The 21,803-nt window shown below is 67.0% G+C and carries 19 protein-coding genes, 1 tRNA gene and 1 pseudogene; 8 read left to right on the top strand and 13 right to left on the bottom strand.

The features are described from left to right. The first annotated feature begins 83 nt into the window (after window positions 1-83). Entirely contained in the window at window positions 84-2,309 is a 2,226-nt protein-coding gene (locus CSW59_RS07185) for a TonB-dependent receptor domain-containing protein (protein WP_099443398.1), read from the top strand. 107 nt (window positions 2,310-2,416) lie between these two features. Here CSW59_RS07185 and CSW59_RS07180 read toward each other — a convergent pair whose 3' ends face one another. From CSW59_RS07180 to CSW59_RS07170, 3 genes are all read right to left on the bottom strand, one after another. After that, window positions 2,417-3,502 carry a PepSY domain-containing protein gene (locus CSW59_RS07180; RefSeq protein ID WP_099443397.1) on the bottom strand — a complete coding sequence of 362 codons (1,086 nt, stop codon included), beginning with the start codon at window positions 3,500-3,502 and terminating at the stop codon, window positions 2,417-2,419. Next, window positions 3,502-5,670 carry a TonB-dependent receptor gene (locus CSW59_RS07175; RefSeq protein ID WP_099443396.1) on the bottom strand — a complete coding sequence of 723 codons (2,169 nt, stop codon included), beginning with the start codon at window positions 5,668-5,670 and terminating at the stop codon, window positions 3,502-3,504. The genes CSW59_RS07180 and CSW59_RS07175 overlap by 1 nt, the downstream gene beginning before the upstream one ends. Before the next feature lie 183 nt (window positions 5,671-5,853). After that, window positions 5,854-5,944: transfer RNA gene (locus tag CSW59_RS07170), tRNA-Ser, on the bottom strand. A 132-nt stretch (window positions 5,945-6,076) separates the two neighbouring features. Here CSW59_RS07170 and CSW59_RS07165 point away from each other — a divergent pair. Next, entirely contained in the window at window positions 6,077-7,594 is a 1,518-nt protein-coding gene (locus tag CSW59_RS07165) for an exopolysaccharide biosynthesis polyprenyl glycosylphosphotransferase (RefSeq protein WP_099443395.1), read from the top strand. A gap of 196 nt (window positions 7,595-7,790) precedes the next feature. On the opposite strand, the gene CSW59_RS07160 is transcribed toward CSW59_RS07165, so the two are convergent. From CSW59_RS07160 to gatC, 6 genes are all read right to left on the bottom strand, one after another. Continuing rightward, entirely contained in the window at window positions 7,791-8,069 is a 279-nt protein-coding gene (locus CSW59_RS07160; protein ID WP_099443394.1) for a sel1 repeat family protein, read from the bottom strand. A gap of 172 nt (window positions 8,070-8,241) precedes the next feature. Continuing rightward, window positions 8,242-8,967, bottom strand: a complete 726-nt coding sequence (locus tag CSW59_RS07155) for a glutathione S-transferase N-terminal domain-containing protein (protein WP_099443393.1) — start codon at window positions 8,965-8,967, stop codon at window positions 8,242-8,244. A gap of 149 nt (window positions 8,968-9,116) precedes the next feature. Next, a complete protein-coding gene (gene gatB / locus CSW59_RS07150; RefSeq protein WP_099443392.1) occupies window positions 9,117-10,613 on the bottom strand; it encodes an Asp-tRNA(Asn)/Glu-tRNA(Gln) amidotransferase subunit GatB in 1,497 nt (498 codons plus the stop codon). A gap of 154 nt (window positions 10,614-10,767) precedes the next feature. Then, window positions 10,768-11,220 (bottom strand): hypothetical protein, encoded by a 453-nt coding sequence (locus tag CSW59_RS20580; protein WP_143754972.1) that lies wholly within the window; start codon window positions 11,218-11,220, stop codon window positions 10,768-10,770. 4 nt (window positions 11,221-11,224) lie between these two features. Then, window positions 11,225-12,697: an Asp-tRNA(Asn)/Glu-tRNA(Gln) amidotransferase subunit GatA gene (gatA, locus tag CSW59_RS07145; protein WP_099443391.1), complete on the bottom strand. Its 1,473-nt coding sequence runs from the start codon at window positions 12,695-12,697 to the stop codon at window positions 11,225-11,227. Beyond that, entirely contained in the window at window positions 12,697-12,984 is a 288-nt protein-coding gene (gene gatC, locus CSW59_RS07140) for an Asp-tRNA(Asn)/Glu-tRNA(Gln) amidotransferase subunit GatC (RefSeq protein WP_099443390.1), read from the bottom strand. Before gatC ends, gatA begins: the two co-directional genes overlap by 1 nt. A 94-nt stretch (window positions 12,985-13,078) precedes the next feature. Between gatC and ruvX the strand changes: the two genes are divergently transcribed. Further along, on the top strand, window positions 13,079-13,549 hold the full coding sequence (ruvX, locus tag CSW59_RS07135) for a Holliday junction resolvase RuvX (RefSeq protein ID WP_099443389.1): 471 nt from the start codon (window positions 13,079-13,081) through the stop codon (window positions 13,547-13,549). A gap of 365 nt (window positions 13,550-13,914) precedes the next feature. Here the strand turns inward: ruvX and CSW59_RS21285 are convergent. After that, window positions 13,915-14,064, bottom strand: a pseudogene (locus CSW59_RS21285) (hypothetical protein); the annotation flags it as partial. A 322-nt stretch (window positions 14,065-14,386) separates the two neighbouring features. Between CSW59_RS21285 and CSW59_RS07125 the strand changes: the two are divergent. After that, window positions 14,387-15,382 carry an aspartate carbamoyltransferase catalytic subunit gene (locus CSW59_RS07125; protein ID WP_099443388.1) on the top strand — a complete coding sequence of 332 codons (996 nt, stop codon included), beginning with the start codon at window positions 14,387-14,389 and terminating at the stop codon, window positions 15,380-15,382. Beyond that, on the top strand, window positions 15,379-16,680 hold the full coding sequence (gene pyrC / locus CSW59_RS07120) for a dihydroorotase (protein ID WP_099443387.1): 1,302 nt from the start codon (window positions 15,379-15,381) through the stop codon (window positions 16,678-16,680). Before CSW59_RS07125 ends, pyrC begins: the two co-directional genes overlap by 4 nt. Here pyrC and CSW59_RS07115 read toward each other — a convergent pair. Further along, the gene (locus tag CSW59_RS07115; protein WP_099443386.1) at window positions 16,677-17,342 is read right to left on the bottom strand and encodes a hypothetical protein; all 666 of its coding nucleotides are present in this window, start codon (window positions 17,340-17,342) and stop codon (window positions 16,677-16,679) included. The genes pyrC and CSW59_RS07115 overlap by 4 nt on opposite strands. 124 nt (window positions 17,343-17,466) lie before the next feature. On the opposite strand from CSW59_RS07115, the gene plsY reads away from it, so the two are divergent. Both plsY and dprA read left to right on the top strand, forming a co-directional pair. After that, window positions 17,467-18,117, top strand: a complete 651-nt coding sequence (gene plsY / locus CSW59_RS07110; protein WP_099443385.1) for a glycerol-3-phosphate 1-O-acyltransferase PlsY — start codon at window positions 17,467-17,469, stop codon at window positions 18,115-18,117. Continuing rightward, window positions 18,114-19,211, top strand: coding sequence for a DNA-processing protein DprA (dprA, locus tag CSW59_RS07105; protein ID WP_099443384.1), 1,098 nt, complete (start codon window positions 18,114-18,116; stop codon window positions 19,209-19,211). The genes plsY and dprA overlap by 4 nt, the downstream gene beginning before the upstream one ends. On the opposite strand, the gene CSW59_RS07100 is transcribed toward dprA, so the two are convergent. Beyond that, the gene (locus CSW59_RS07100) at window positions 19,208-19,984 is read right to left on the bottom strand and encodes a hypothetical protein (protein WP_099443383.1); all 777 of its coding nucleotides are present in this window, start codon (window positions 19,982-19,984) and stop codon (window positions 19,208-19,210) included. The genes dprA and CSW59_RS07100 overlap by 4 nt on opposite strands. A 98-nt stretch (window positions 19,985-20,082) precedes the next feature. Further along, complete coding sequence (locus CSW59_RS20575; protein WP_143754971.1) at window positions 20,083-20,253, bottom strand: hypothetical protein; 171 nt, start codon at window positions 20,251-20,253, stop codon at window positions 20,083-20,085. A gap of 174 nt (window positions 20,254-20,427) precedes the next feature. Here CSW59_RS20575 and topA point away from each other — a divergent pair. Continuing rightward, window positions 20,428-21,803: type I DNA topoisomerase (topA, locus tag CSW59_RS07095; protein ID WP_099443382.1), on the top strand; the 1,376-nt coding region annotated here is incomplete at its 3' end.

The raw sequence follows: 21,803 nt of genomic DNA, 5'->3' as shown, positions 1-21,803 counted from the left end.
AACGTCACCTCAAGCGCGTGACCCCAGGCACTGCACCGCTTTGAGTCGCCCTGTCAGGTTCCTCGCAACAGAGGAGACCTTTCATGACCTTCACGACCCGCCGCGCCGCCCTGCTGGCCGCCACGGGCCTGGTCGCTTTCAGCGCCAACGCCTTCGCCCAGACGACCACCCCCGCTCCTTCCCCCGCCAAGAAGGAACCGTCCAATCAGGTGCAGGGCGTGACGATCACCGCGCCATCCAACCAGGACATCAAGACCTCGATCGACCGGCGTAGCTACAGCCTGGGCAAGGATATCCAGGCCACCACCGGCTCGGTCGCCGACGTGCTGCGCAACGTGCCGTCGGTGCAGGTCGACGTGCAGGGCAATGTCAGCCTGCGCGGCGACGCCAACGTCACCATCATGATCGACGGCAAGCCGTCGGGCATGTTCAAGGGCGAGAATCGCGGCCAGGTCCTGCAGCAGATCCCCGCCAGCCAGTTCGAGCGCGTCGAGGTGATGACCAATCCCTCGGCCGCCTTCAGCCCCGAGGGCTCGGCCGGCATCATCAACCTGATCACCAAACAGCAGCGCGGAGTCGGGACCACCGGCTCGGTGCGCACCAACGTCGGTACGGAAGGCCGCAAGAACGCCAGCATCAGCCTGGCCCGCAACACCAAGGGCCTGACCCTCTCGGCCGATGCCGGCTGGCGCCGCGACAAGGCCAAGGGCCAGATCGTCGACGACCGCGAGCGCCTGGACGCCGCCACCGGCCAGTATTCGCCTAGCCACCAGGAGGTCGGCTTCGTCAGCCGGGGCCAGTCGCACAACGCCCGGGCCGGCGTCGACTACGACCTGGACAAGAAGACCAGCCTCAGCGCCGAGGCCCGCTACAACGACATGAGCTACAAGTCGAAGTCCGGCTCGGACTATGACGGCCGCACCTCGACCGGCGCGCCCAGCGTTCGCTTCCAGCGGCAGGGCGACGGCGAGATGAAGCGTTCGGTCGCCGGCCTCTCGGGCGACCTGCGTCGCAAGCTGTCCGGCGACGAGCACGAGCTCACCGTACGCGCAAGCCTGGAGCGGACGCGCAACCGTCAGACCACCGAGTCGGACGGCTTCAATCAGCTGCCGATCGTCTCGAACTACGCAGAGCGCGTCCGCGTCGGCGACGAGCTGGTCCAGACCCGGCTCAAGGCCGAGTACAAGCGCCCCCTCCCCGGCGGCGCCAAGCTGGTCGCGGGCTACGAACTGCAACTCGACGACAACGACTATGACAACCTCGGCGCTCGAGGCCCGATCGGGGGCGCGCTGACCACCGATCCGGCCCTGACAAACCAGTTCAAGTACGGTCAGGCGGTCAACGCCCTCTACGCCACCTACAGTCGCTCGATGGGCGACTGGACGGTGATGCCAGGCCTGCGCCTCGAAGAGGTCCATATCGACACCAACCAGGTCACCTCGAACCTGAAGGACTCCTACGACTACCTGCGCGCCTACCCATCGCTGCACGTCCAGTACAAGGTCGACGACACACGCCAAGTCAACGCCAGCTACAGCCGCCGCATCCAGCGCCCAACCGCCCAGGACCTGAACCCGTACCGGATCTATCAGGACCCCTATAACTACCGCCAAGGCGACCCGCGCCTGAAGCCGCAGGTGACGGACTCGTTCGAGGTCGCCTACCAGCTGCGCAAGGGCTTCAACTACTATCTGGGCACGCTGTACTGGCGCGAGGCGCGGGACGGCGTCACCGACGTGGTGCGCGAGCTGCCCGGCGGCGCCCTGCTGACGACCAAGGCCAATCTCGCCAAGAGCCGCAGCGGCGGTCTGGAGCTGGTGGCCAACGCCCGTCTGACGCCCAAGGTCTCGTACACGATCAGCGGCAATGCCGCCTGGAACGAGATCGGCGCGACGGACCTTGGCTTTCCCGACAGCCGATCAACCTGGACCGTCTCGGGCTACGCGGCCCTGAACATCCAGGCCACGCCCAAGGACTTCCTGCAGATCAGCGGCTTCGCCATCGGCAAGCGCTTGACGCCGCAAGGCTATCGCGAGCCCACGGGCATGCTGAACCTTGGCTATCGTCACAAGTTCAACGACCGCCTGTCGGGGGTCATTACCGTCCAGGATTCGCTGAAGACGTTCGGCGACAAGCTCGTGATCAACACCGCCGCCCTGAAGGAACGTCGCGCCATGGACCTCGATCTGCGGGCCGTCTTCATCGGCTTCACCTACGGCTTCGGCGGCCAAGGCGCGGCCAATCCGCGCCGTCCGCGCGAGCCGGCCTTCGACTTCCAGACGAGCCCAGGCGGCGTCGGCCCAATGTAGGCCGTCACAGGCCAGCCGAAGCTGACCGCCCGTCAGGTCGCCTGCTGGGCCGACCTTCCGAAACCGGGGACCGGCGCCTCGTCGGACTGGAGGCGCGCGCCTCTGGCCTAGGCCTTCGCGGCGCGACGGGCACGCCGGGGTGTCCCACCCGGGTTACCCCAGAAGGTCACAACCGCCAGACTTCCCAGCAGCGTCAGCGCCAGGCCAGACACAGTCATCACCAGACGATAGGGCAGACCGCCGACCTTCGCCGCATGCAGCGGGTAGTCGGCGTTGGCGATCCTTGAGCCGAGCGGCAGCGCCAAGGCGTCGCGGCTGGCCACCAGGCGGCCATCGGCGGGATCGAACCAGGCGACGGAGCGACCGTTCGGTAGCCACTCGGCCTGCCTTCTCAGGCGGATCTGGACCAGCCCTCCCTTCTTGGCGGGCAGGGTGATCGTCCGTACCTCCGCGTCGGGGAACCGCGTCTTGGCCGCGTTGATTACCTTCGACCAGTCAAGGTCCCTCGTCAGCTCTCCTCCCGCGATCTTCGGCGGCGCAGACGCCGCCTCCATGACGGCGGGCGGTGAAAACGGCGCGCGGAGGGCCTGGGAGAACCACTTCATATTCATGGCCGCGCCGGTGGTCAGCGAAAGAACCAGAAGCGGCGCGATCCAGACGCCGAGATCGCGATGGTGGTGCACGATAGCGGCGCGCCTCGCGGCTTTGGGCCAGAGTCGGAAGCTGAACATCCGTCGCGTCGGCCACCATAGGATCAGGCCCGTCGCCACGAACCCTAGACCCACGAGGCCAACAACACCGCCGATAATCTCGCCGGTGTCGCCGTTGAACAGATGGTGGTGGAAGTCGAACAACCAGACCTCGGGACGCGTCCAATTCGAGGTCCATTGCTGGATGATGTTCCCGTCCTGGTCCGCGTAGGCGCCCTGCTCGCCCCGATACGACAGCTTGTGCAGGCCCAGCCGGTCGGTCGCCAGCACGATCGAGCGCGGACGGTCTTCGGCGGCGAAGATCTTCGCGACGGCCGCCGCGAGGGTCTTCGTGTCCTGGCGCTGCGCGTCGGCCGCATGCGGCACGGTCGCGCGCAGGAACGCGTCCTCATGCACCAAGAGCGCGCCGCTCAAACCCAAAAGCGCCAGCAGCAATCCGACGCACCCGCCGGTCCAGCGGTGCAGCAGGCGCAGGGTCTTCATCAGAAACGGGCTTCCCAGCCCAGCGTCGCGGTCCGTCCCCGTCCGGCGTAGATCTTGTCCTTGGTGGGCAAGGTCGTGTCCGAATAGTAGGTCAGGTACTGCTTGTCGAAGAGGTTCTGGACGCCAAGCGACACAGCGCCGACGGGCAACTGATATCGCACGAAGGCGTCGGCGACCGTGTAGCCTTCGAAGTCGTCCTTCACGAGCGCCTTCTGCATGTCGCGCGACAGATAGGACTGGACTTGCATCCGCAGCGCCCACTTACCCGTCTGATAATCGGCGGCGAGATTCAGGCGGTCGGGAGAGATGTTCGCGCCGTCCAGATCGGTGTCGACCTTGCCGTCGGCGTTGGTGTCGGTTTGACCGCGCAGGCGCGCGTAGCCGGCCGAGACATCGAGCCCCGGCACAGGCGTGCGCGCCCGAACATTGGCCTCCAGCCCCTCGATCGCCACCCGTTGGCGCTGCACGTCGAAGACTCCGCCTGAGTTCCTGACCAGCAGCTGACCCAACTTCGAAGAGGACCAGAAGTAGGCGACGCTGGCGTCGAACGGTCCGCGCTTCAGCTCCGCGCCGATCTCGCGATTGTTCGACACGATCGGCTCGATCGCCAGATAGGTGTCGACATCGACATTGGCCACGTTGATGGCGCGCAGGATGCGGCCCACGTCTGGGACGGTGTAGCCCTCGGCGTAGCTGCCATAGACGCGAAGCCCCTTGGCGGGCTCGAACACCACGCCGCCGTTGGCCAGGGTCGCCTTGAAGTCGGGATTGCCGCCGGCCACCTTGCGCGCGCCGTAAAAGGCCAAGGTGGTGAAGTCGTCGACCTTCAGCTCGACGTTCTCGAAGCGGACGCCGCCCGCCAGGCGCAGCTTGCCATCCAGCAGGGCGTAGTTGCCCTGGACGAAGGGCGCGAGGCTCTGGAACTTGGTCGGCGGCACCCAGGCGCGGTCCGTGGCGATCAGCAGCTGCTCGGTGCGGTCGTTCAGCGCGTCGAGGCCCACGGTCGCGGTCAAGCCCTCAAGGCCTGGCACGGCGCGCTCGTAGCTCATCCGCGCGCCCAGCTTGCGCGATCGGTTCGAGGACTGGTCGAACAGTGTGCCCGACGGCGCGATGCTCACGTCCTGGAAGGTGGCGTTCCTGTCTCCGCCGAACGTGTCGCGCGTACGGTTGAAGAACAGCTGAGCGGTCAGGGCGCCGCCATAGAGGTCGTCGTCGGTCAAGGACGCCGACAGGGTCTCGACGCGCCCCTGCGCCGGCTTGCCGGGCACGACGCCACGATAGGCGGTGCTGGGCAGACGCGTCAGGCGGGAGCCGTCGGTCGGCGCGGCGGCGGTCCCCGTGACCGTCACATAGTCGCCATCGCCCTTCAGCTCGAAGCGGTTGGCGACAATGTCCAGGCGCAGGCTGGGGTCGATCTGCCAACCCAAACGGCCAAACAGCGACAACGTCTTGGAGTCCTGGACGTCGCCCTGGGTGTTGTCCATGCCGATGCGGCGGCCGCGGGCGTCATGGAAGGCGCCGCGCGACTCGTAGGCCACGCCGGCCGTCGCGTCGAACGCGCCCTCGCGCCAGCCGACCAGGCCCGCCAGCTTGCCGCCAACCGCGTCGCCCAGGTCGTGGCCGAGCGTGGTCTGGGCCAGAACGCGCCCCGAGACCCCGTCCTGCTTGGGCGCGCCGACCGTCACCTGGTTCACCACGCCGCCGGTGGCGCCGATGCCCTGGAGAGCGTTCGAGCCATAGATCAGCTCGACCCGGTCCACGAAGAAGGGATCAATCGTATAGCCATCGCGTGATCCGTCGCGGATCGGCGTCGACTGCGGAATGCCATTGATGGCGTACAGCGGCGAGCGGCCGCGTAGGGTTTCGCCTGCACCGGACAGCTTCTGGCGCGTGGGCGAGAACGACGGCGACAAGGTTGCGATGGCGTCGATGACCGAGCCGCTGATAGCGACCTGCTGGGTCAGGCTCTCATTGTCGACGACATCCACGGTCATCGGCAAGGCGCTGGCGGGCAAGATCGTCCGCGCGGCGGTGATCACCACGCGATCCACGCTGGTCGAGGGCTCTTCCGCGCGAGCCTGCGCGCCACCACTGGCCGACAACGCCAGCAGGCTCAGGCCGGAAGCGAGGATGGCGCGCCGACTCGCGCCCTTGGTTTGGAACCGCACTGTGAAGCCCGCTCAAAAATCAACGTTTCGGGCGTATAATCGTTACTGCGAGTTACTTTCAATAACAAAGACGCATTACCGCCTCTGAAGGCCGGCGGAAATCAGGGTCAGATGATGTGACGCGGCGAGTCGAACGGCCACCCAAGCGCGCCGCAGAACTTTTGCCACAACTGTATCGGAAGGTGGCGGAGACGGAGGGATTCGAACCCTCGATACCCTTTTGGGGTATGCCGCTTTAGCAAAGCGGTGCCTTCAGCCTCTCGGCCACGTCTCCTCCTGAGAGGGAGCGGTTCGATAGCCTGTTCGCTGCGACATGACAACGGCGTCAATGCCAAAAATGTGCGTGTTAACGTCGCACTTAGAACGCCCCGTTAAATTGAACGGCGTTTTCCGAACATCGGTCGTCATGCAGCCTATTCCAGAGATCAATTCCACGCGCGTTTCGGCCTTGGCGTTCATCGCTTCAGGGGATGCTTCCGCGCGGATGGGTCCCGAAACCGGCCCGCCTGGCCGGAAGCGGCGCAGAGCCCCTCTGCGTCCTGGCAAGCTGGTGCCCTCGCGCTCGCGGATGGATGCGCGCTGGCTGGCCCGAATCTTTGCTTTGGTCGATGTCGCCTGCGCGTTGATGATGGCGGCCCCGGTGACGCTGGGACGGGACCTTCTGACGGGCTTCGCCTGGACACTGGCCATTCCGATCGCGATGCGCGCTTTCGGCGCCTACGATTTCCCGCGCAAACAGAGCCTCAAGCGGCATCTGAACCGTGTCGGCAAGGCGCTCGTGAGCGCCGCGCTCGTGGCGACCCTCGCCTCATTGGTTTTCAATCCCATCGACGCGCGTTCCGCTCTGCCACTGCTAGGCGCCAGCGCCTGTCTCGTCGCGTTGCACGCCGGATGGTGGAAGCTCATCGACCACGCCCGGCGCCAGGGCCTACTGACGCCCAACATCGTGATCGTCGGCGCTACGGCCAACGCACAGCGCCTGATCGAGGCCGCGATGCGCACCGGCGAGGTCAACGTGCTGGGCTTGTTCGACGACCGCCTACGCCGCGCTCCCGTGAACATCCTGGGCGTGCCGTTGCTGGGCGACACCGACGCCCTGCTCCGTCACCGGCTCGCGCCCTATATAGACCGGGTGGTCTTCGCCATCACCGCGACAGCCGAGACGCGCGTCCGCGAACTGGCCGATAAGCTGGGCGTCTTGCCCCATCCCCTCAACCTCTTCGTCGACGGCGGAACGCCGGACGAGGATGACGCGACCCTGGCGCGTATCGCCACCGGCGCGGAGCATCCACTTTCAGGCTGGCGCGACTTCCGGCGACGCCGTCTTCTGGCGAAGCGAGCGCTTGACCTGACGCTGGCCGTGATGGGCCTCGCCGCCGCCGGCCCGCTCATGCTGGCGATCGCGCTCGCCGTGAAACTCGACAGTCCGGGTCCGGCGTTCTTCCGACAGCGCCGCCACGGCTTCAATAATGAGGAATTCCTGGTCTGGAAGTTCCGCTCCATGCGCAACGATGCTGCGGACGCAAACGCCGCGCGCCAGATTCGCGCCGGCGATGATCGGGTCACGCGCGTGGGCCGCTTCATCCGCTCGACCAGCCTCGATGAGCTGCCCCAGCTGTTCAATGTCCTGCGAGGGGAGATGTCGATCGTAGGCCCCCGCCCCCACGCGGTCGGCATGAAGACCGCAGGCGTCGAGTCGGCCAAGCTGGTGGCGGAGTACGCTCACCGCCATCGCATGAAGCCAGGCCTGACCGGCTGGGCGGCGATCAACGGCTCGCGCGGACCGGTCGACACGCAAGAATGCGTGCGTCGTCGTGTGGCGTTGGATGTCGAATATATCGAGCGCCAGTCGTTCTGGCTGGATCTCTACATCATCCTGATGACCGTGCCCTGCCTGCTAGGCGACCGCTCAGCGGTCCGATAGCGGACAGGTCGGAGCGCACCCTTGCTTGCGCGGATGTCTGCAGGAAGCCCCTGACCACAAGCCGGGTTGATGGCGCGGGCCTTGAGGGAAGCCCTGCGCAAGCGACGCAAGGCGCCGACGCCTCAGGCGGCCCCGGAGTGCGGACGCCGGGACTCAGGCGATCTCAGATCAAGAATGTGAGCCCGGGGAACCGGGCTCAGCCGTGGGCGAGCCATTCGCGCGCTTGGCGCTGGGCCTCGGCGACATCTTCGCTGGCCATCTCCTGCGCCAGCTCCTTGCGATAGAGCTTGGCCTCGACCGAACCGCGCATGGCGGCCAGGTTGAACAGCATGTGGGCCGAAACATAGTCGAGCGGCGCGCCGCCCTGACCGGTCGAATACAGCAGCCCCATGCGGAACAGCTCGTCGCCGGTGGATTCGGCGGTCGGCAGCGGCAGGGTAGCGACGACGGCCGGCGGTTCGTTCATAAACATCATGGCTCATCTCCTTTCTTAGGCTCACCACGGCGTTCTGCCGGATCAGAGCTCGAATGGAGGAAAGTCCAGCGCGACTGAACATATAGTTAATCACGCCGATATGATGAATGCGACCAAATGTATACTAGGCCCTAAGCCTTATTACTGGCTGTAAATGTTAGTATACGCGACCTTAACGCGCCCTCTGACCAAATAGCACCTTTCGCGCCTCTTCAGCCGCTTTTCCTGACGCCTGAAGGCCTTGCGAGCGCAATTCGGCGCCAAGCTTGAACCCCTTCTGAACGGCTTCGCGCGCGCCCACCCGCTCGAACCAGCTCCTCAAATTGGGGAACTCATCCAGAATAATGCCCTGGTTCTTCCAGGGAACGACCCAGGGCCAGACCATGAAGTCGGCGATGGACAGGTCCCCGCAAATGAAATCCCGGCCCTCCAGTCGCTTGTTCAGCACCCCATAGAGACGGTGCGTCTCGTTGGTGTAGCGGACGACGCCGTAAGCGATCTGGCGCTGGTCGGCGATGATGGCCGGCGCGTACTGGCGGAAGTGGTGGGTCTGGCCGGCCATGGGGCCAAGGCCCGCCATCTGCCACATCACCCACTGGTCGATCTCGACCCGGTCCCGCTCGTTGTCGCCATAGAAGCGTCCCGTCTTGCGCGCCAGATACTGCAGGATCGCGCCAGATTCGAAGACCGAGATCGGCTGACCGTCAGGGCCGTCGGGATCGACGATGGCGGGCATTCGGTTGTTCGGGCTGATCGCCAGAAAGTCTGGCTTGAACTGCTCACCCGTGCCGATGTTCACCGGGACCATCTCGTAGGGCAAGCCCATCTCCTCAAGGGCGATCGAGACCTTCCAGCCGTTCGGCGTGGGCCAGTAGTAGAGTGCGATCGGTTGACTCATCGGCCTCCCCTTCCGTTGTCTTTGCCTGCACGCAACATGGGACTGCTCGGCGTCGCCGCCAAGCCTGCGATAGAGCGGGTCGTCCGCTCAACGAAGAAGGGCCCGCGGTTCTCACCGCGAGCCCTCGTCATGTCAGCTTTGCGTAGCGCCTATTCGACGCCGAGCTTTTTGCGGAGCAGCTCATTGACGGTGGCGGGGTTGGCCTTGCCGCCGGTGGCCTTCATCACTTGGCCGACGAACCAGCCCAGAGCCTGCGGCTTGTCCTTCACCGCCTCGGCCTTGTCCGGATTGCCGGTGATCAGGTCGTCGATGGCCTTCTCGATCGCACCCGTGTCGTTGATCTGCACCAGGCCGCGCTTCTCGACGATCTCGGCGGGACGGCCTTCGCCGGCCCACATGTGCTCGAAGACCTCCTTGGCGATCTTCGACGAGATGGTGCCGTTCTCGATCAGCTCGACCAGCTGGGCGATGTCCGACGACGGCAGCGGCGAGTCCGTGAACTCGATCCCGGCTGCCGACAGCTTGGCCAGCAGTTCGTTGGTCACCCAGTTGGCCACCAGCTTGGCGTCGCGGCCCTTCGCGGCCGCCTCGAAGTAGTCGGCGCGGTCGGCGTCGATGATCAGCACGCCCGCGTCATAGGCCGAAAGGCCATACTGGCTCTGCAGGCGCGCCTTCTTGGCGTCCGGCAGCTCCGGCAGGGTCTCTTCGATCGACTTCACCCAGGCGGCGTCCAGCACCAGCGGCAGCAGGTCCGGATCGGGGAAGTAGCGGTAGTCGTGCGCCTCTTCCTTCGAACGCATCGAGCGGGTCTCGAGCTTGGTCGGGTCGAACAGGCGGGTCTCCTGGTCGATCTTGCCGCCGTCTTCCAGAATCTCGATCTGGCGGCGGGCTTCGTACTCAATGGCCTGCTGGATGTAGCGATACGAGTTGACGTTCTTGATCTCGCAGCGCGTGCCCAGGTGCTTGAAGTCGCCCGTCTCGCGGAACTTCTCGTAGGCGCCCGGACGGCAGACCGAGACGTTCACGTCGGCGCGCAGGTTGCCCTTCTCCATGTCGCCGTCGCAGGTGCCCAGATAAACGAGGATCGTCCGCAGCTTCTTGACGTAGGCGGCGGCCTCTTCGGACGTGCGCATGTCGGGCCTGGAGACGATCTCCATCAGCGCCGTGCCCGCACGGTTCAGGTCGACATAGGTCGCGTTCGGGTCTTGGTCGTGCAGCGACTTACCCGCGTCCTGCTCCAGGTGCAGGCGCTCGATGCGCACATCGAAGGTCGTGCCGTCGTCGCGTTCGACGCTGACCACGCCCTCGCCGACGATCGGCTGGTCGAACTGGCTGATCTGATAGCCCTGCGGCAGGTCCGGATAGAAGTAGTTCTTCCGGTCAAAGCGGCTCTTCAGATTGATCTGGGCCTTCAGGCCAAGGCCGGTCTTCACCGCTTGCTCGACGCAGAACCGGTTCAGCACCGGCAGCATGCCCGGCATAGCCGCGTCCACGAGGCTGACCTGCTCGTTCGGGCCCGCGCCGAAGCCGACGGCGGCGCCGGAGAAGAGCTTGGACTTGCTGGCGACCTGGGCGTGAACCTCGAGACCGAGGACAATTTCCCAGGGGCCGGTGCGGCCTTGGATCTGCTTGGAATCTTGCGTCATACGCTCCTCTTACACCCAGCGCCCCACGGCGGAAAAGCCTTCGCCGCAGGGCTTGCCGTTTCGCTCCAGCCCCGGTTACCCCGTTCAACCCGCAACAGGCCGATCCCCAACGAAGAAGGGCAGCTCCGCAGGAGCCGCCCTTTTCTACACCCGATCATTGGACCTTCTTCGCCAATGGGCCACGACCCAAGCCCTTCAATCCCAACAGAACTGCGCCAAGCCCAATTGCCGCTGCGATCAAGACTGCAGATGCTGCCACCAGTAGTAGTCCAACGTCCGGCAGCGTGTCTTGACCACCAAGCAAGATCAAAAGAAAACAACTTGCAGAACCGGCGAGCGTTGCGCCGGCCCAAAGTGCGGGAATGGCCCAAAACGGATGGTTAGAGGAGCCTCCCAGCTTCGCTCCGAAGCTCCAGAAAAGCGAGCCAACGAGCACTCCGAAATAGGGGCTGAGTAGCCACAGAGCCTTTTCCGAGAAGAGCGATAGCGGAACGCTTGCACTGAATAGCAGCGAAACGACGGTGATTGTAAGAGCCAAGGCAGCGGAAATGCCGGCCGTAACAGCGCCAAGGATAGAAAAGACTCCTCCAAGTCGCCATTTCGACATCAGATCACCACCACTTCGAGGCCTTGGCCGTGAAACCGGCCGCCCTTTCGACCGCCCCCGCGACCGAGAACACCGTGCCCTCGTCCAGAGGCTTGCCGATGATCTGCAAGCCCAGCGGCAAGCCGTTGGCGTCGAGGCCGGCGGGCAGGCTGAGGCCCGGCAGGCCGGCCAGGTTCGTCGTCACCGTGAAGACGTCGTTCAGGTACATGGCGATCGGGTCGTTCGAATTCTCGCCCAGGCCGAACGCCGCCGAAGGCGCGGTCGGGGTGAGGATCGCGTCGACCTTTTCCCAGGCGTTGTCGAAGTCCTCAGCGATGCGACGACGCACCTTCAGGGCCTTCAGGTAATAGGCGTCGTAGTAGCCGGCCGACAGCACATAGGTGCCGATCAGGATGCGGCGCTTGACCTCGTCGCCGAAGCCCGAGGCCCGGGTGTTTTCGTAGATCTCAGTGAGGTTGGCGCCCTCTTCGCGCAGGCCGTAGCGCATGCCGTCATAGCGGGCGAGGTTCGAAGACGCCTCGGCCGGGGCCACGATGTAGTAGGCCGGCAGGGCGTACTTGGTGTGCGGCAGGCTGATGTCGACGATCTCGCAGCCGGCCTCCTTCAGCCAGGCGATTCCGTCGGCCCACAGCTTCTCGATCTCGGCCGGCATGTTGTCGACGCGGTATTCCTTGGGAATGCCGATGCGCAGACCCTTCACCGACTTCCCGACGAACTGGGTGAAGTCCGGAACCGGGATGTCCAGGCTGGTCGAGTCCTTGGGGTCATGGCCCGCCATCGAGGTCAGCAGCAGGGCCGCGTCCTCGACAGTCTTGGCGATGGGCCCTGCCTGATCCAGCGAGCTGGCGAAGGCCACGACGCCCCAGCGCGAGCAGCGGCCATAGGTCGGCTTGATGCCGACGGTGCCGGTGAAGGCGGCCGGCTGGCGGATCGAGCCGCCGGTGTCGGTGGCGGTGGCGCCCAGGCATAGATCGGCCGCAACAGCCGCCGCTGAACCGCCCGATGAACCGCCAGGGGTCAGGGCCTTGGTCGAGCCCTGGGCCCGCCAGGGGTTGGTCACGGGGCCGAAATAGCTGGTCTCGTTCGACGAGCCCATGGCGAACTGGTCAAGGTTCAGCTTGCCCAGCATCACCGCGCCGTCGCGCCAAAGCTGCTTGGTCACCGTCGACTCGTAGGTCGGGACGAAGTTTTCCAGAATCTTCGAGCAGGCCGTGGTGCGCACGCCCTCGGTGCAGAAGAGATCCTTCACGCCCAGCGGTGCGCCTTCCAGCGGACCAGCGTCGCCCAAAGCCCGACGGGCGTCGGACTTGGCGGCCATGTCCAGCGCCTTTTCCGGCGTCTCCAGGATGTAGGCGTTCAGGCCGCGCGCGGCCTCGACGGCGTCGATGTGCGCGCGGGTCAGCTCGACCGAGGTGAATTCGCCCTTGGCCAGGCCGTCGACGGCGGCCTTCAGGGTCAGCTTCGTGAGCGCGCTCATTATTCGACCACCTTCGGCACGACGAAGAAATTGCCCACCGACTTGGGCGCGTTGCTGGTCACCCGGGCCGGATCGCCGCCCATGGTCACGACGTCGTCGCGCAGGGGCAGGCCCGAGTCCACGACGCTGGTCAGCGGCTCGACGCCGTCGGTGTCGACCTCGGCCAGCTGCTCGATCCAGGTCATGATGCCGTTGAGCTCCTGAGCCAAGGCCTCGATGCGCTCTTCGGGTTCGGCGATGCGGGCGAGCCGGGCGACCTTCCGCACCGTGGCGGCGTCAATGGCCATGGGGATCTCCTGAAATTCGAACGCGTCGGTTACTAGGCTGGAGACAAGGTTTCAAGGATGGTTTCAGACGGGGCGGCTCCTGATAAAGAGAGCCATGCCCGTTCTCGACATCGAAGCCTTCGCCGCCGCCCTGCCCCAGTATGCGCCCGTGGTGGGCCTGGACCCTGGCGAAAAGACGATCGGCGTGGCCGTCTCGGACGTCACCCGCACGGTCGCCAGCCCGCTGGCCCTGATCGAGAAGACCAAGTTCAGCAAGGACGCCGAGGCCCTGTTCAAGCTGATGGACAGCCGCGGCGCGATCGGCATCGTTATCGGCCTGCCGATGAACATGGACGGGACAGAGGGCGTCCGCTGCCAGAGCAACCGGGCGCTGGCGCGCAACCTGCTGCGCCTGAAACCCGAGCTGCCCATCACCTTCTGGGACGAGCGCCTGTCGACGGCGGCGGTGACGCGGGTGCTGATCGACGAGCATGACGTGAACCGAAAGAGACGCGCGGAAGTCGTGGACAAGATGGCGGCCGGCTGGATCCTGCAGGGCGCGCTGGAGCGGCTGCGGGGATTGTAGTCCTGTTACTTGCCCCCTCCGCGCCTGTGGCGCTCCTCCCCCGGAGGGGGAAGAAGGTGCGCGATCCCTTCTGCCCCCTCCGGGGGCGGACGACCGCGAAGCGGTCAGGTGGGGGCAAGTAAGGTCGACTTCACGCGGCGGGCCGCTGAAGGCATGGAAAGGGACGCGGAGCGCCGGACACCGTCCGGAGTGTGAGTTTGTAGATACCGTTTCGACGAAGCCCGACGCTCCGCGCGACCGTTATCCGCCAGCGTCCCGTCAGGTGGCCCTGTTTGGGCCTTACCGGGAGCTGGGCCTCCCGTTTCCGAGAGTCCCAACGGTCGGAGAGGACGGGCTTTCAGCCAAACACGCCCTTTTGCCTCCAACCACGCCGACGACGGGCGGGTGAGCCCAGCAAGCCCAGCCCCGGACCGTCCGAGTATCCCCCTCGAACCTGTCCCCGCTCGATCGCCCCCCGCCGCCGCAAATGGTCGCTGGCCATGCGCCCTTTCCTCGCGACGAGGTGCGTAAAGGATAAGGGCGGTTTCAACGCGGATGATGCAGCAGCGTGTAAAAGTGAGAAGTCGTTGATTTCATTCAGTTTGATTCTGAATACGCGGATCACAGAGCGCCGCGAACGCTCTTACTTGCCCCCTCCGCACCTGCGGCGCTCCTCCCCCGGAGGGGGAAGAAGGCTCGCGTTTCCTTCTGCCCCCCCCCGGGGGCGGACGACCACGCGGAGCGTGGTCAGGTGGGGGCCCGCGACGCTGGCCGATTATCAGCGGCACGACATCCTCCACAGAGCGTTCGCGTCCCTTCGCTTCCCTTCCCGGCCAAAGCCGCCTAAGACGCGGGCTCATGACGGCTTCAGCCCATGACCCCGCCCACGCGGCCATCGAGACGATCCGCGCCCGCGTCTTCGCCTTCCCCAAACGCCACTTCCTGTCGGCCGGCGATCTGAACGCGCTTCAGGCCGTCGAACTGCTGGATCTGGCCGACGCCTTCGTCGCGCTCAACCGCCAGCCGTCCAAGACCCTGGACATCCTCAAGGGTCGGACGCTGATGAACCTGTTCTTCGAGAACAGCACCCGCACCCAGAGCTCGTTCGAGCTGGCCGGCAAGCGGCTGGGCGCCGACGTCGTCAATATGAACCCCAAGACCTCGTCGGTGGCCAAGGGCGAGACCCTGATCGACACGGCGGTCACGCTGAACGCCATGCGGCCCGACCTGTTGGTCATCCGCCACGCCTCGTCCGGCGCGGCGTCCCTGCTGTCCCAGAAGGTCAGCGGCCACGTGATCAACGCTGGCGACGGCCAGCACGAGCATCCGACCCAGGCCGTGCTGGACGCGCTGTCGATCCGCCGCGCCTTCGGCCGTGTCTCGGGCCTGACGGTGGCGATCTGCGGCGACGTGCTGCACAGCCGCGTCGCGCGCTCGAACGTCGCCCTGCTGCACACCCTGGGCGCCAGCGTGCGCCTGGTGGGCCCGCCCACCCTGATGCCGTCCCAGGCCGAGCGCTGGGGCGTCACCGTCCACCACGACATGAAGTCCGGCCTGGCCGGCGCGGACGTCGTCATGATGCTGCGCCTGCAGCTGGAGCGGATGCAGGGCGCCTTCGTGCCCTCGACCCGCGAGTACTTCCGCTTCTACGGCCTGGATCGCGAAAAGCTCTCGCGCGCCGCGCCCGGCGCCAAGGTCATGCATCCGGGGCCCATGAACCGGGGCGTAGAGATCGACAGCGACGTCGCCGACGATCCGGCCATCAGCCTGATCCAGGACCAGGTCGAGATGGGCGTCGCCGCCCGGATGGCGGTGCTGACCAGCTTGGCAGCCAGACTGGAGGCCGCCCAATGAACGCGTCCCAGCCCCTCGCCTTCGTCAACGCCCGCCTGGTCGATCCCGAAAGCGGCTATGACGGCCCCGGCGGCGTCATCGTCTCGGAAGGCGTCATCACCGACGTCGCCAAGGGCCGTGAGTTCGGCAAGCTGTCCAAGGCCGTCCGGGTTATTGATTGCGGTGGGGCGCTGCTAGCGCCCGGCCTGATCGACTTGCGGGTGCGCACCGGCGAGCCCGGCGCCGAGACCAAGGAAACCCTCGCCTCGGCCGCCAAGGCCGCAGCGGCCGGCGGCGTCACCTCGTTCGTGGTCCAGCCCGATACCGCGCCAGCGATCGACGATCCCAGCGTGGTCGACTTCATCCTACGCCGCGCCCGCGACATCGACAGCGCCCGTATCCTGGTGGCCGGCGCGGCGACGCGCGGCCTCAAGGGCGAGCAGATGGCCGAGATCGGCCTGATGCGCGAGGCCGGCTGCGTCTATGTCACCGACGCGGGCAAGCCGATCGTCGACAGCAAGGTCATGCAGCGCGTCCTGACCTATGCCAAGGGCTTCGACGCCCTACTGGCGCACCGGCCGATGGACCCGTGGCTGGGACGCGGCGGTGCGGCGATCGGCGGCGAGTTCGCCGGCCGCATGGGCCTGCCCTCGATCTCGCCGATGGCCGAGCGGATCATGCTGGAGCGCGACGTCGCCCTGCTGGAGGCCACCGGCGGCAAGCTGCTGGTTGACCAGATCAGCTCGGCCCAAGCGTTGGAGACGCTTCAGCGCGCCAAGAAAAAGGGCCTGCGGATCAGCGCCTCGGTGTCGATCAACCACCTGTCGTTCAACGAGCTGGACATCGGCGACTACCGCACGTTCGCCAAGCTGAACCCGCCTCTGCGCGGCGAGGACGACCGCCAGGCGCTGATCGAGGCGCTGGCGAGCGGCCTGATCGACGTCGTGGTCTCCTCGCACAGCCCCGCCCCGGCCGAGGACAAGCGCCTGCCGTTCGACGAGGCCGCGCCGGGCGCGGTCGGCCTGGAGACCCTGCTGCCAGCCCTGCTGTCGCTGTACCACGAAGAGCGCATCGCGCTCGTGGACCTGATACGCGCCGTCACCCTGGCGCCGGCCGAGCTCCTGGGCCTGCGCGGCGGTCGGATCGCGCCGGGCGCACCGGCGGATCTGGTGCTCTGCGACATCGACGCGCCGATCATCATCGACGCCGCCCGCCTGCTGTCGAAGTCCAAGAACTCGCCGTTCGACGGTCGTCGCCTGCAGGGCCAAGTGCTGATGACCGTGGTCGACGGCCGCATCGTACACCGCGCGGAGGGCTAACCCTCCCGCGTCATCGCGGCGAAGGCCACGGCGGTCGCCACGCCCACCAGAGCGCCGGCGACAAGGCCGCCGATCGCGCCCAGAAGCCAGACCGGCGCGAGCGCCACGCCGGACGCGGCCAGGTAGATCGCGGGCAGGCCAAGCCCCCAGCCGATGGCGTTGCCAACGATCCAGGGCCAGCGCTTCACGCCCAGGCCGCCCAGCGCCAGGGTCTGGACCCCGCCGAAAACAGCGCCCAAGGCCAGGCCAAGGCCGGCCGCCATCAGGAGGGTCTGCCCCACGCTGGGATCGAAGCTGCCGGCGCCGCCGTCGCCTGTGGCGAAGATCGAGAATGACGATCCCGCCGCCCAGCCGATCACAGCCACGACGCAGGTCGCTGTTGTCCAGCGTACGATCGACAGCTCCGGCAGCCGTCGGCTCATCAGATTGGCCTGCACCAGCCCCAGCACCATGCCCTCAGGAACGCCAGAGAGCGCTTTCAACAGAAGCATGCAGATTTGCCAGAACAGCCCGTTCGGATCGGGCATCAGGCCGTCGGCCCAGACCCACCAGGAGGCGCCCAGCAGAATCCCGACCAGTTCGGCCAGCGCGGTCAGCAGGACCCAGACGACCCACTCGCCGCGACTTGTCGTGCGCTCCTCGACATGATGCGTCGCGCCCATAGCCCCCGCCATAACCTATCCCCACGATACTCCGCGCGACTTTGCCAGCGGATCAAAGCGATTTACACCCCTCGTCGACACGGCGCGCTTGAGCTCGCACAAAACACTCTCTAAGGTAGAAATCGTGGAAAGCCTCGCCTCAGCCGTTTATCTGACCCTCGCGATCGCCGTCGTCGGCGGTTACCTGCTGGGTTCGATCCCGTTTGGTCTGATCGCCACGCGCCTGGGCGGCGCCGGCGACATCCGCCAGATCGGCTCGGGCAATATCGGCGCGACCAACGTGCTGCGCTCGGGCCGTAAGGATCTGGCGCTGATCACCCTGCTGGGCGACGCCGGCAAGGGCGTGGTCGCGGTGCTGCTGGCCCGCTACCTGACCCACGGCAACCCCACAGTGATCGCCCTGGCCGGCGGCGCGGCGTTCCTGGGCCACCTGTTCCCGGTCTGGCTGAAGTTCAAGGGCGGCAAGGGCGTGGCCACCTTCTACGGCGTGCTGCTCGCCGCCTGCTGGCCGGTTGGCGCGCTGGCGGCCGTCACCTGGCTGGCCATGGCCGCGATCTTCCGGATCAGCTCGCTGGCCGCCCTGACGGCGGCGGTCCTGGCCGGCCCCTTCGCCATCGCCACCGACCAGCCGCGTCCGATGCTGGGCCTGGCGATCTTCATGGCTATCCTGATCTTCATTCGCCACCGCGAGAACATCGCGCGCCTGCTCAAGGGCGAGGAGCCCAAGATCGGCAAGAAGAAGTCGGCCGATCCGGCCGCGACCGAGGCGCCGTGATCCCGGGCCGCCTCTCGGACATCCAGCGCCTGGCCTGGCTTCGCCTGGCGCGCACCGAGACGGTCGGCCCCGTCGCCTTTGACCATCTGCTGACCCGCTACGGCACGCCCGAGCGAGCCCTGTCGGCCCTGCCCGACCTCTCCCGCCGGGGCGGACGCGCCGCGCCCCTGGCCCCGCCACCACGCGACACGATCGAGCGCGAACTGGAAATCGGCGAAAAGCTGGGCGCGCGCCTGATCTGCGGTTGCGAGCCCGATTTCCCTCCCCGCCTGGCCGCGCTGGACCCGCCGCCGCCGGTGCTGTGGGCCAGAGGCCGCGCCGAGCTGTTGTCGCAGCCGTCGATCGCCATTGTCGGGGCGCGCATCGCCTCCGCTGCCGGTCAGCGCTTCGCCCGGAACCTGGCGGCCGACCTTGGGACCGCCGGCTATGTCGTGGTCTCGGGCATGGCGCGCGGCATCGACGGGGCGGCGCACGAAGGCGCCCTGACGACAGGGACCGTGGCCGTCCTGGGCGGCGGAATCGACGATGTCTATCCGCCAGAGCACGACAAGTTGCACGCGCAGTTGGCGGCCGAGGGCTGCATCGTCTCCGAGAGCGCCCCAGACCGCCGCGCCCAAGCCAAGGACTTCCCGCGCCGCAACCGGATCATAGCTGGCCTGTCCCAGGGCGTCGTCGTGGTCGAGGCCGAGCTGAAGTCCGGCTCGCTGATCACCGCGCGTCTGGCCGCCGAACAAGGCCGCGACGTCTTCGCCGTGCCCGGCTCGCCGCTGGATCCGCGCTCCAGAGGGACCAACGATCTGATCCGCCAGGGCGCGATCCTCTGCGAGGGCGCCGAGGACGTGCTGCGGTCGCTGGCGGGCGAGGCCAGGCTGCGCGAGCGCGACCAGGCCTATGACGCCGAGCCGCCATCTGATCTCGATCCGGACGCCCTGCGCGAGCGCGTCGCCGCCCTGCTGTCACCGACGCCGGTCCCGCGTAACGACCTGATCCGCGCTGTCGCCGCCCCGGCCTCGACGGTCATGGCCGCGCTGGTGGAGCTGAGTCTGGCCGGCCGCGCGGAGCTACTGGACGGCGGGCTGGTGGCGGGGGTCTAGCCGCCCCTTCGCGCGCCCTTGGCGAATAGCAGGTCCGACCACCGCCAGTGGCCGCCCCCCAAAGCGAAGCGCGCCGCGCCTGGACCGTCGTTCAACGAGATCAGCACCAGCCCCCGCATCGGCTCGGCGCGGCAGGCGGCGGGGGCGAAGGCGACCTCCAGCATGATCATCTCGCGCAGACCCGAGAGGCCGTCGCCCTCCTCGCCGTCGGTGCGCACCCAGTCCCCGCTCCAGACCAGCGGCGCGCGGCCGGCGCCAACCGTGCCAGCATGGGCGCGCATCAGCGAGGCCCGGGCGCGGGGGTTCTTACGCAACCCCTCCTGCAGCAGCCGGACCATGTCGCAGCCCGCCCCGCCGGCACCCCCTCCCGAGCCCGAACCGGCGGTCGCCGCGCCCATCAGCTCGGACTCGCCAAGGCCCATGACGCGGCTGGGTGCGGGCTTCGGACTGGCCGGCAGCGGCGTCACGTCCTTCGGGATCGGAGCCTTGGTCGCGCGAAGGGGCGAGCGCGGCGCGGCCCTAGCCTGGTCCTTGGTTTTTTCGGGTGAAGGCGGCTTCTTGGGCGCCTTCACCGGCGACTTCGGCCCCTCATGCGGCGCGGGTATCGGAGGCGGCGGAGGCGGCGGATCGACCAGCGAGACCACCACCGATGGCGGCTCGGGCGGCGCGGGGGTGACATGGGCGGCGAACAACACCGCCACGGCGGCGGCGTGAGCGGCCAAGCTCACGACGACAGCTACGCCCTTCCCGCCACGTCGTCTCCAGTGCGCCATCGGCCCGCCACGCCACGGACCGAAGCGCCGGCCCAAAGGCTTGTGGACCACGCGTCCGCGTCAGGAAGTGGGCGAATGGTCGAGCTTGGCGCGCCGCTCTAGACGCTCAGATCCACCAGCAGGCCCGTGCCAGCGGCCGGCGCGGCGCGCACGGCCTCGCGCAGCCGATCGGCGATATCCGCGCGTTCGGCGTTCGAGGTCACGGGCTTGATCGGGCGGATCGGCGAGACATAGGCCTCGGTGGCGATCCTGTTGACGGTCAGGTCCATCGGCGAGCAGTCACAAAACCAGGCGATAAAACTCGCACAAGCGTCTTAACAAGCGGCTACCAGGGCCCCAAAGCACAGCCGTTCGTCAGAGCCCGCGTTGACAGACCCCCAAGCGGGCCCCACTTTCCCCGGCGCTCGCCTCCCGGGCGATCCGCCTTCCAGCCCAGAGTTAGAATGAACGTCGTCGTCGTCGAGAGCCCGGCCAAGGCCAAGACCATCAACAAGTACCTCGGGTCCGACTACACGGTTCTCGCTTCCTACGGTCACATCCGCGATCTGCCGTCGAAGGACGGCTCGGTGGAGCCCGACAACGACTTCGCCATGAGCTGGGAAGTCGACGCCAAGGCCTCCAAGCGCGTCAGCGACATCGTCGACGCCCTCAAGAAGGCCGACCGCCTGATTCTTGCCACCGACCCCGATCGCGAAGGGGAAGCGATCAGCTGGCACGTGCTGGAAGTGCTGAACAAGAAGAAGGCGCTGAAGGACAAGGCCGTCCAGCGCGTCACCTTTAACGCCATCACCAAGACGTCCGTGCTGGAGGCCATGGCCAATCCGCGCGACGTCGACATGGAGCTGGTCGAGGCCTATCTGGCCCGCCGCGCCCTCGACTATCTGGTCGGCTTCACGCTCTCGCCGGTGCTGTGGCGCAAGCTGCCGGGCAGCCGCTCGGCCGGCCGCGTGCAGTCGGTCTGCCTGCGGCTGATCGTCGACCGCGAACTGGAGATCGAGCGCTTCAAGACCCAGGAATACTGGACCGTCGACGCCGACGTCTCGGCGGGCGCTGATCCGTTCCTGGCGCGCCTGGTCAAGCACGAGGGCAAGAAGCTCACCAAGTTCGACCTGGGCGCCGAGGCCTCGGCCCTGGCCGCCAAGGCCGCCGTGGCGAGCGCCGTGTTCAAGGTCGCCGCCGTCGAGAAGAAGCCGGGCAAGCGCTCGCCCGCCCCGCCCTTTACCACCTCGACCCTGCAACAGGAAGCCGCGCGCAAGCTGGGCTTCTCGGCCCAGCGCACCATGCAGGCCGCCCAGAAGCTGTATGAAGGCATCGACATCGGCGGCGAGACCGTCGGTCTGATCACCTACATGCGGACCGACGGCGTGTCGGTCGAGCCCGAAGGCATCGCCGAGGCGCGCAGCGTGATCGGCAATGTCTATGGCGACAAATTCGTCCCCGAGACCCCGCGCTACTACAAGGCCAAGGCCAAGAACGCCCAGGAGGCTCACGAAGCCATCCGCCCGACCAGCCTGAACCGGAACCCCGGCTCGCTGCGCCTGGAGCCGGACCTGGGTCGCCTGTACGAGCTGATCTGGAAGCGGATGATCGCCTCCCAGATGGAAAGCGCCCGCATCGAGCGCACCACGGTCGATCTGGAAAGCGCCGATGGCCAAACCGGAATGCGCGCGACCGGCCAGGTCGTGCTCTTCCCCGGCTATTTGGCGGTCTATGAAGAAGGCCGCGACGACGAGGGCGATGAAGACAGCGCCCGCCTGCCGGTGATCGAGGAAGGCGCTAGCGCCAAGGTCATCGAGGCCCGCGCCGACCAGCACTTCGA

Source organism: Caulobacter sp. BP25 (assembly GCF_002737755.1).
Classification (GTDB): Bacteria; Pseudomonadota; Alphaproteobacteria; order Caulobacterales; family Caulobacteraceae; genus Caulobacter.
Note: the sequence above shows the minus strand (reverse complement) of the source record. Positions and strands in the feature narration are given on the sequence as shown.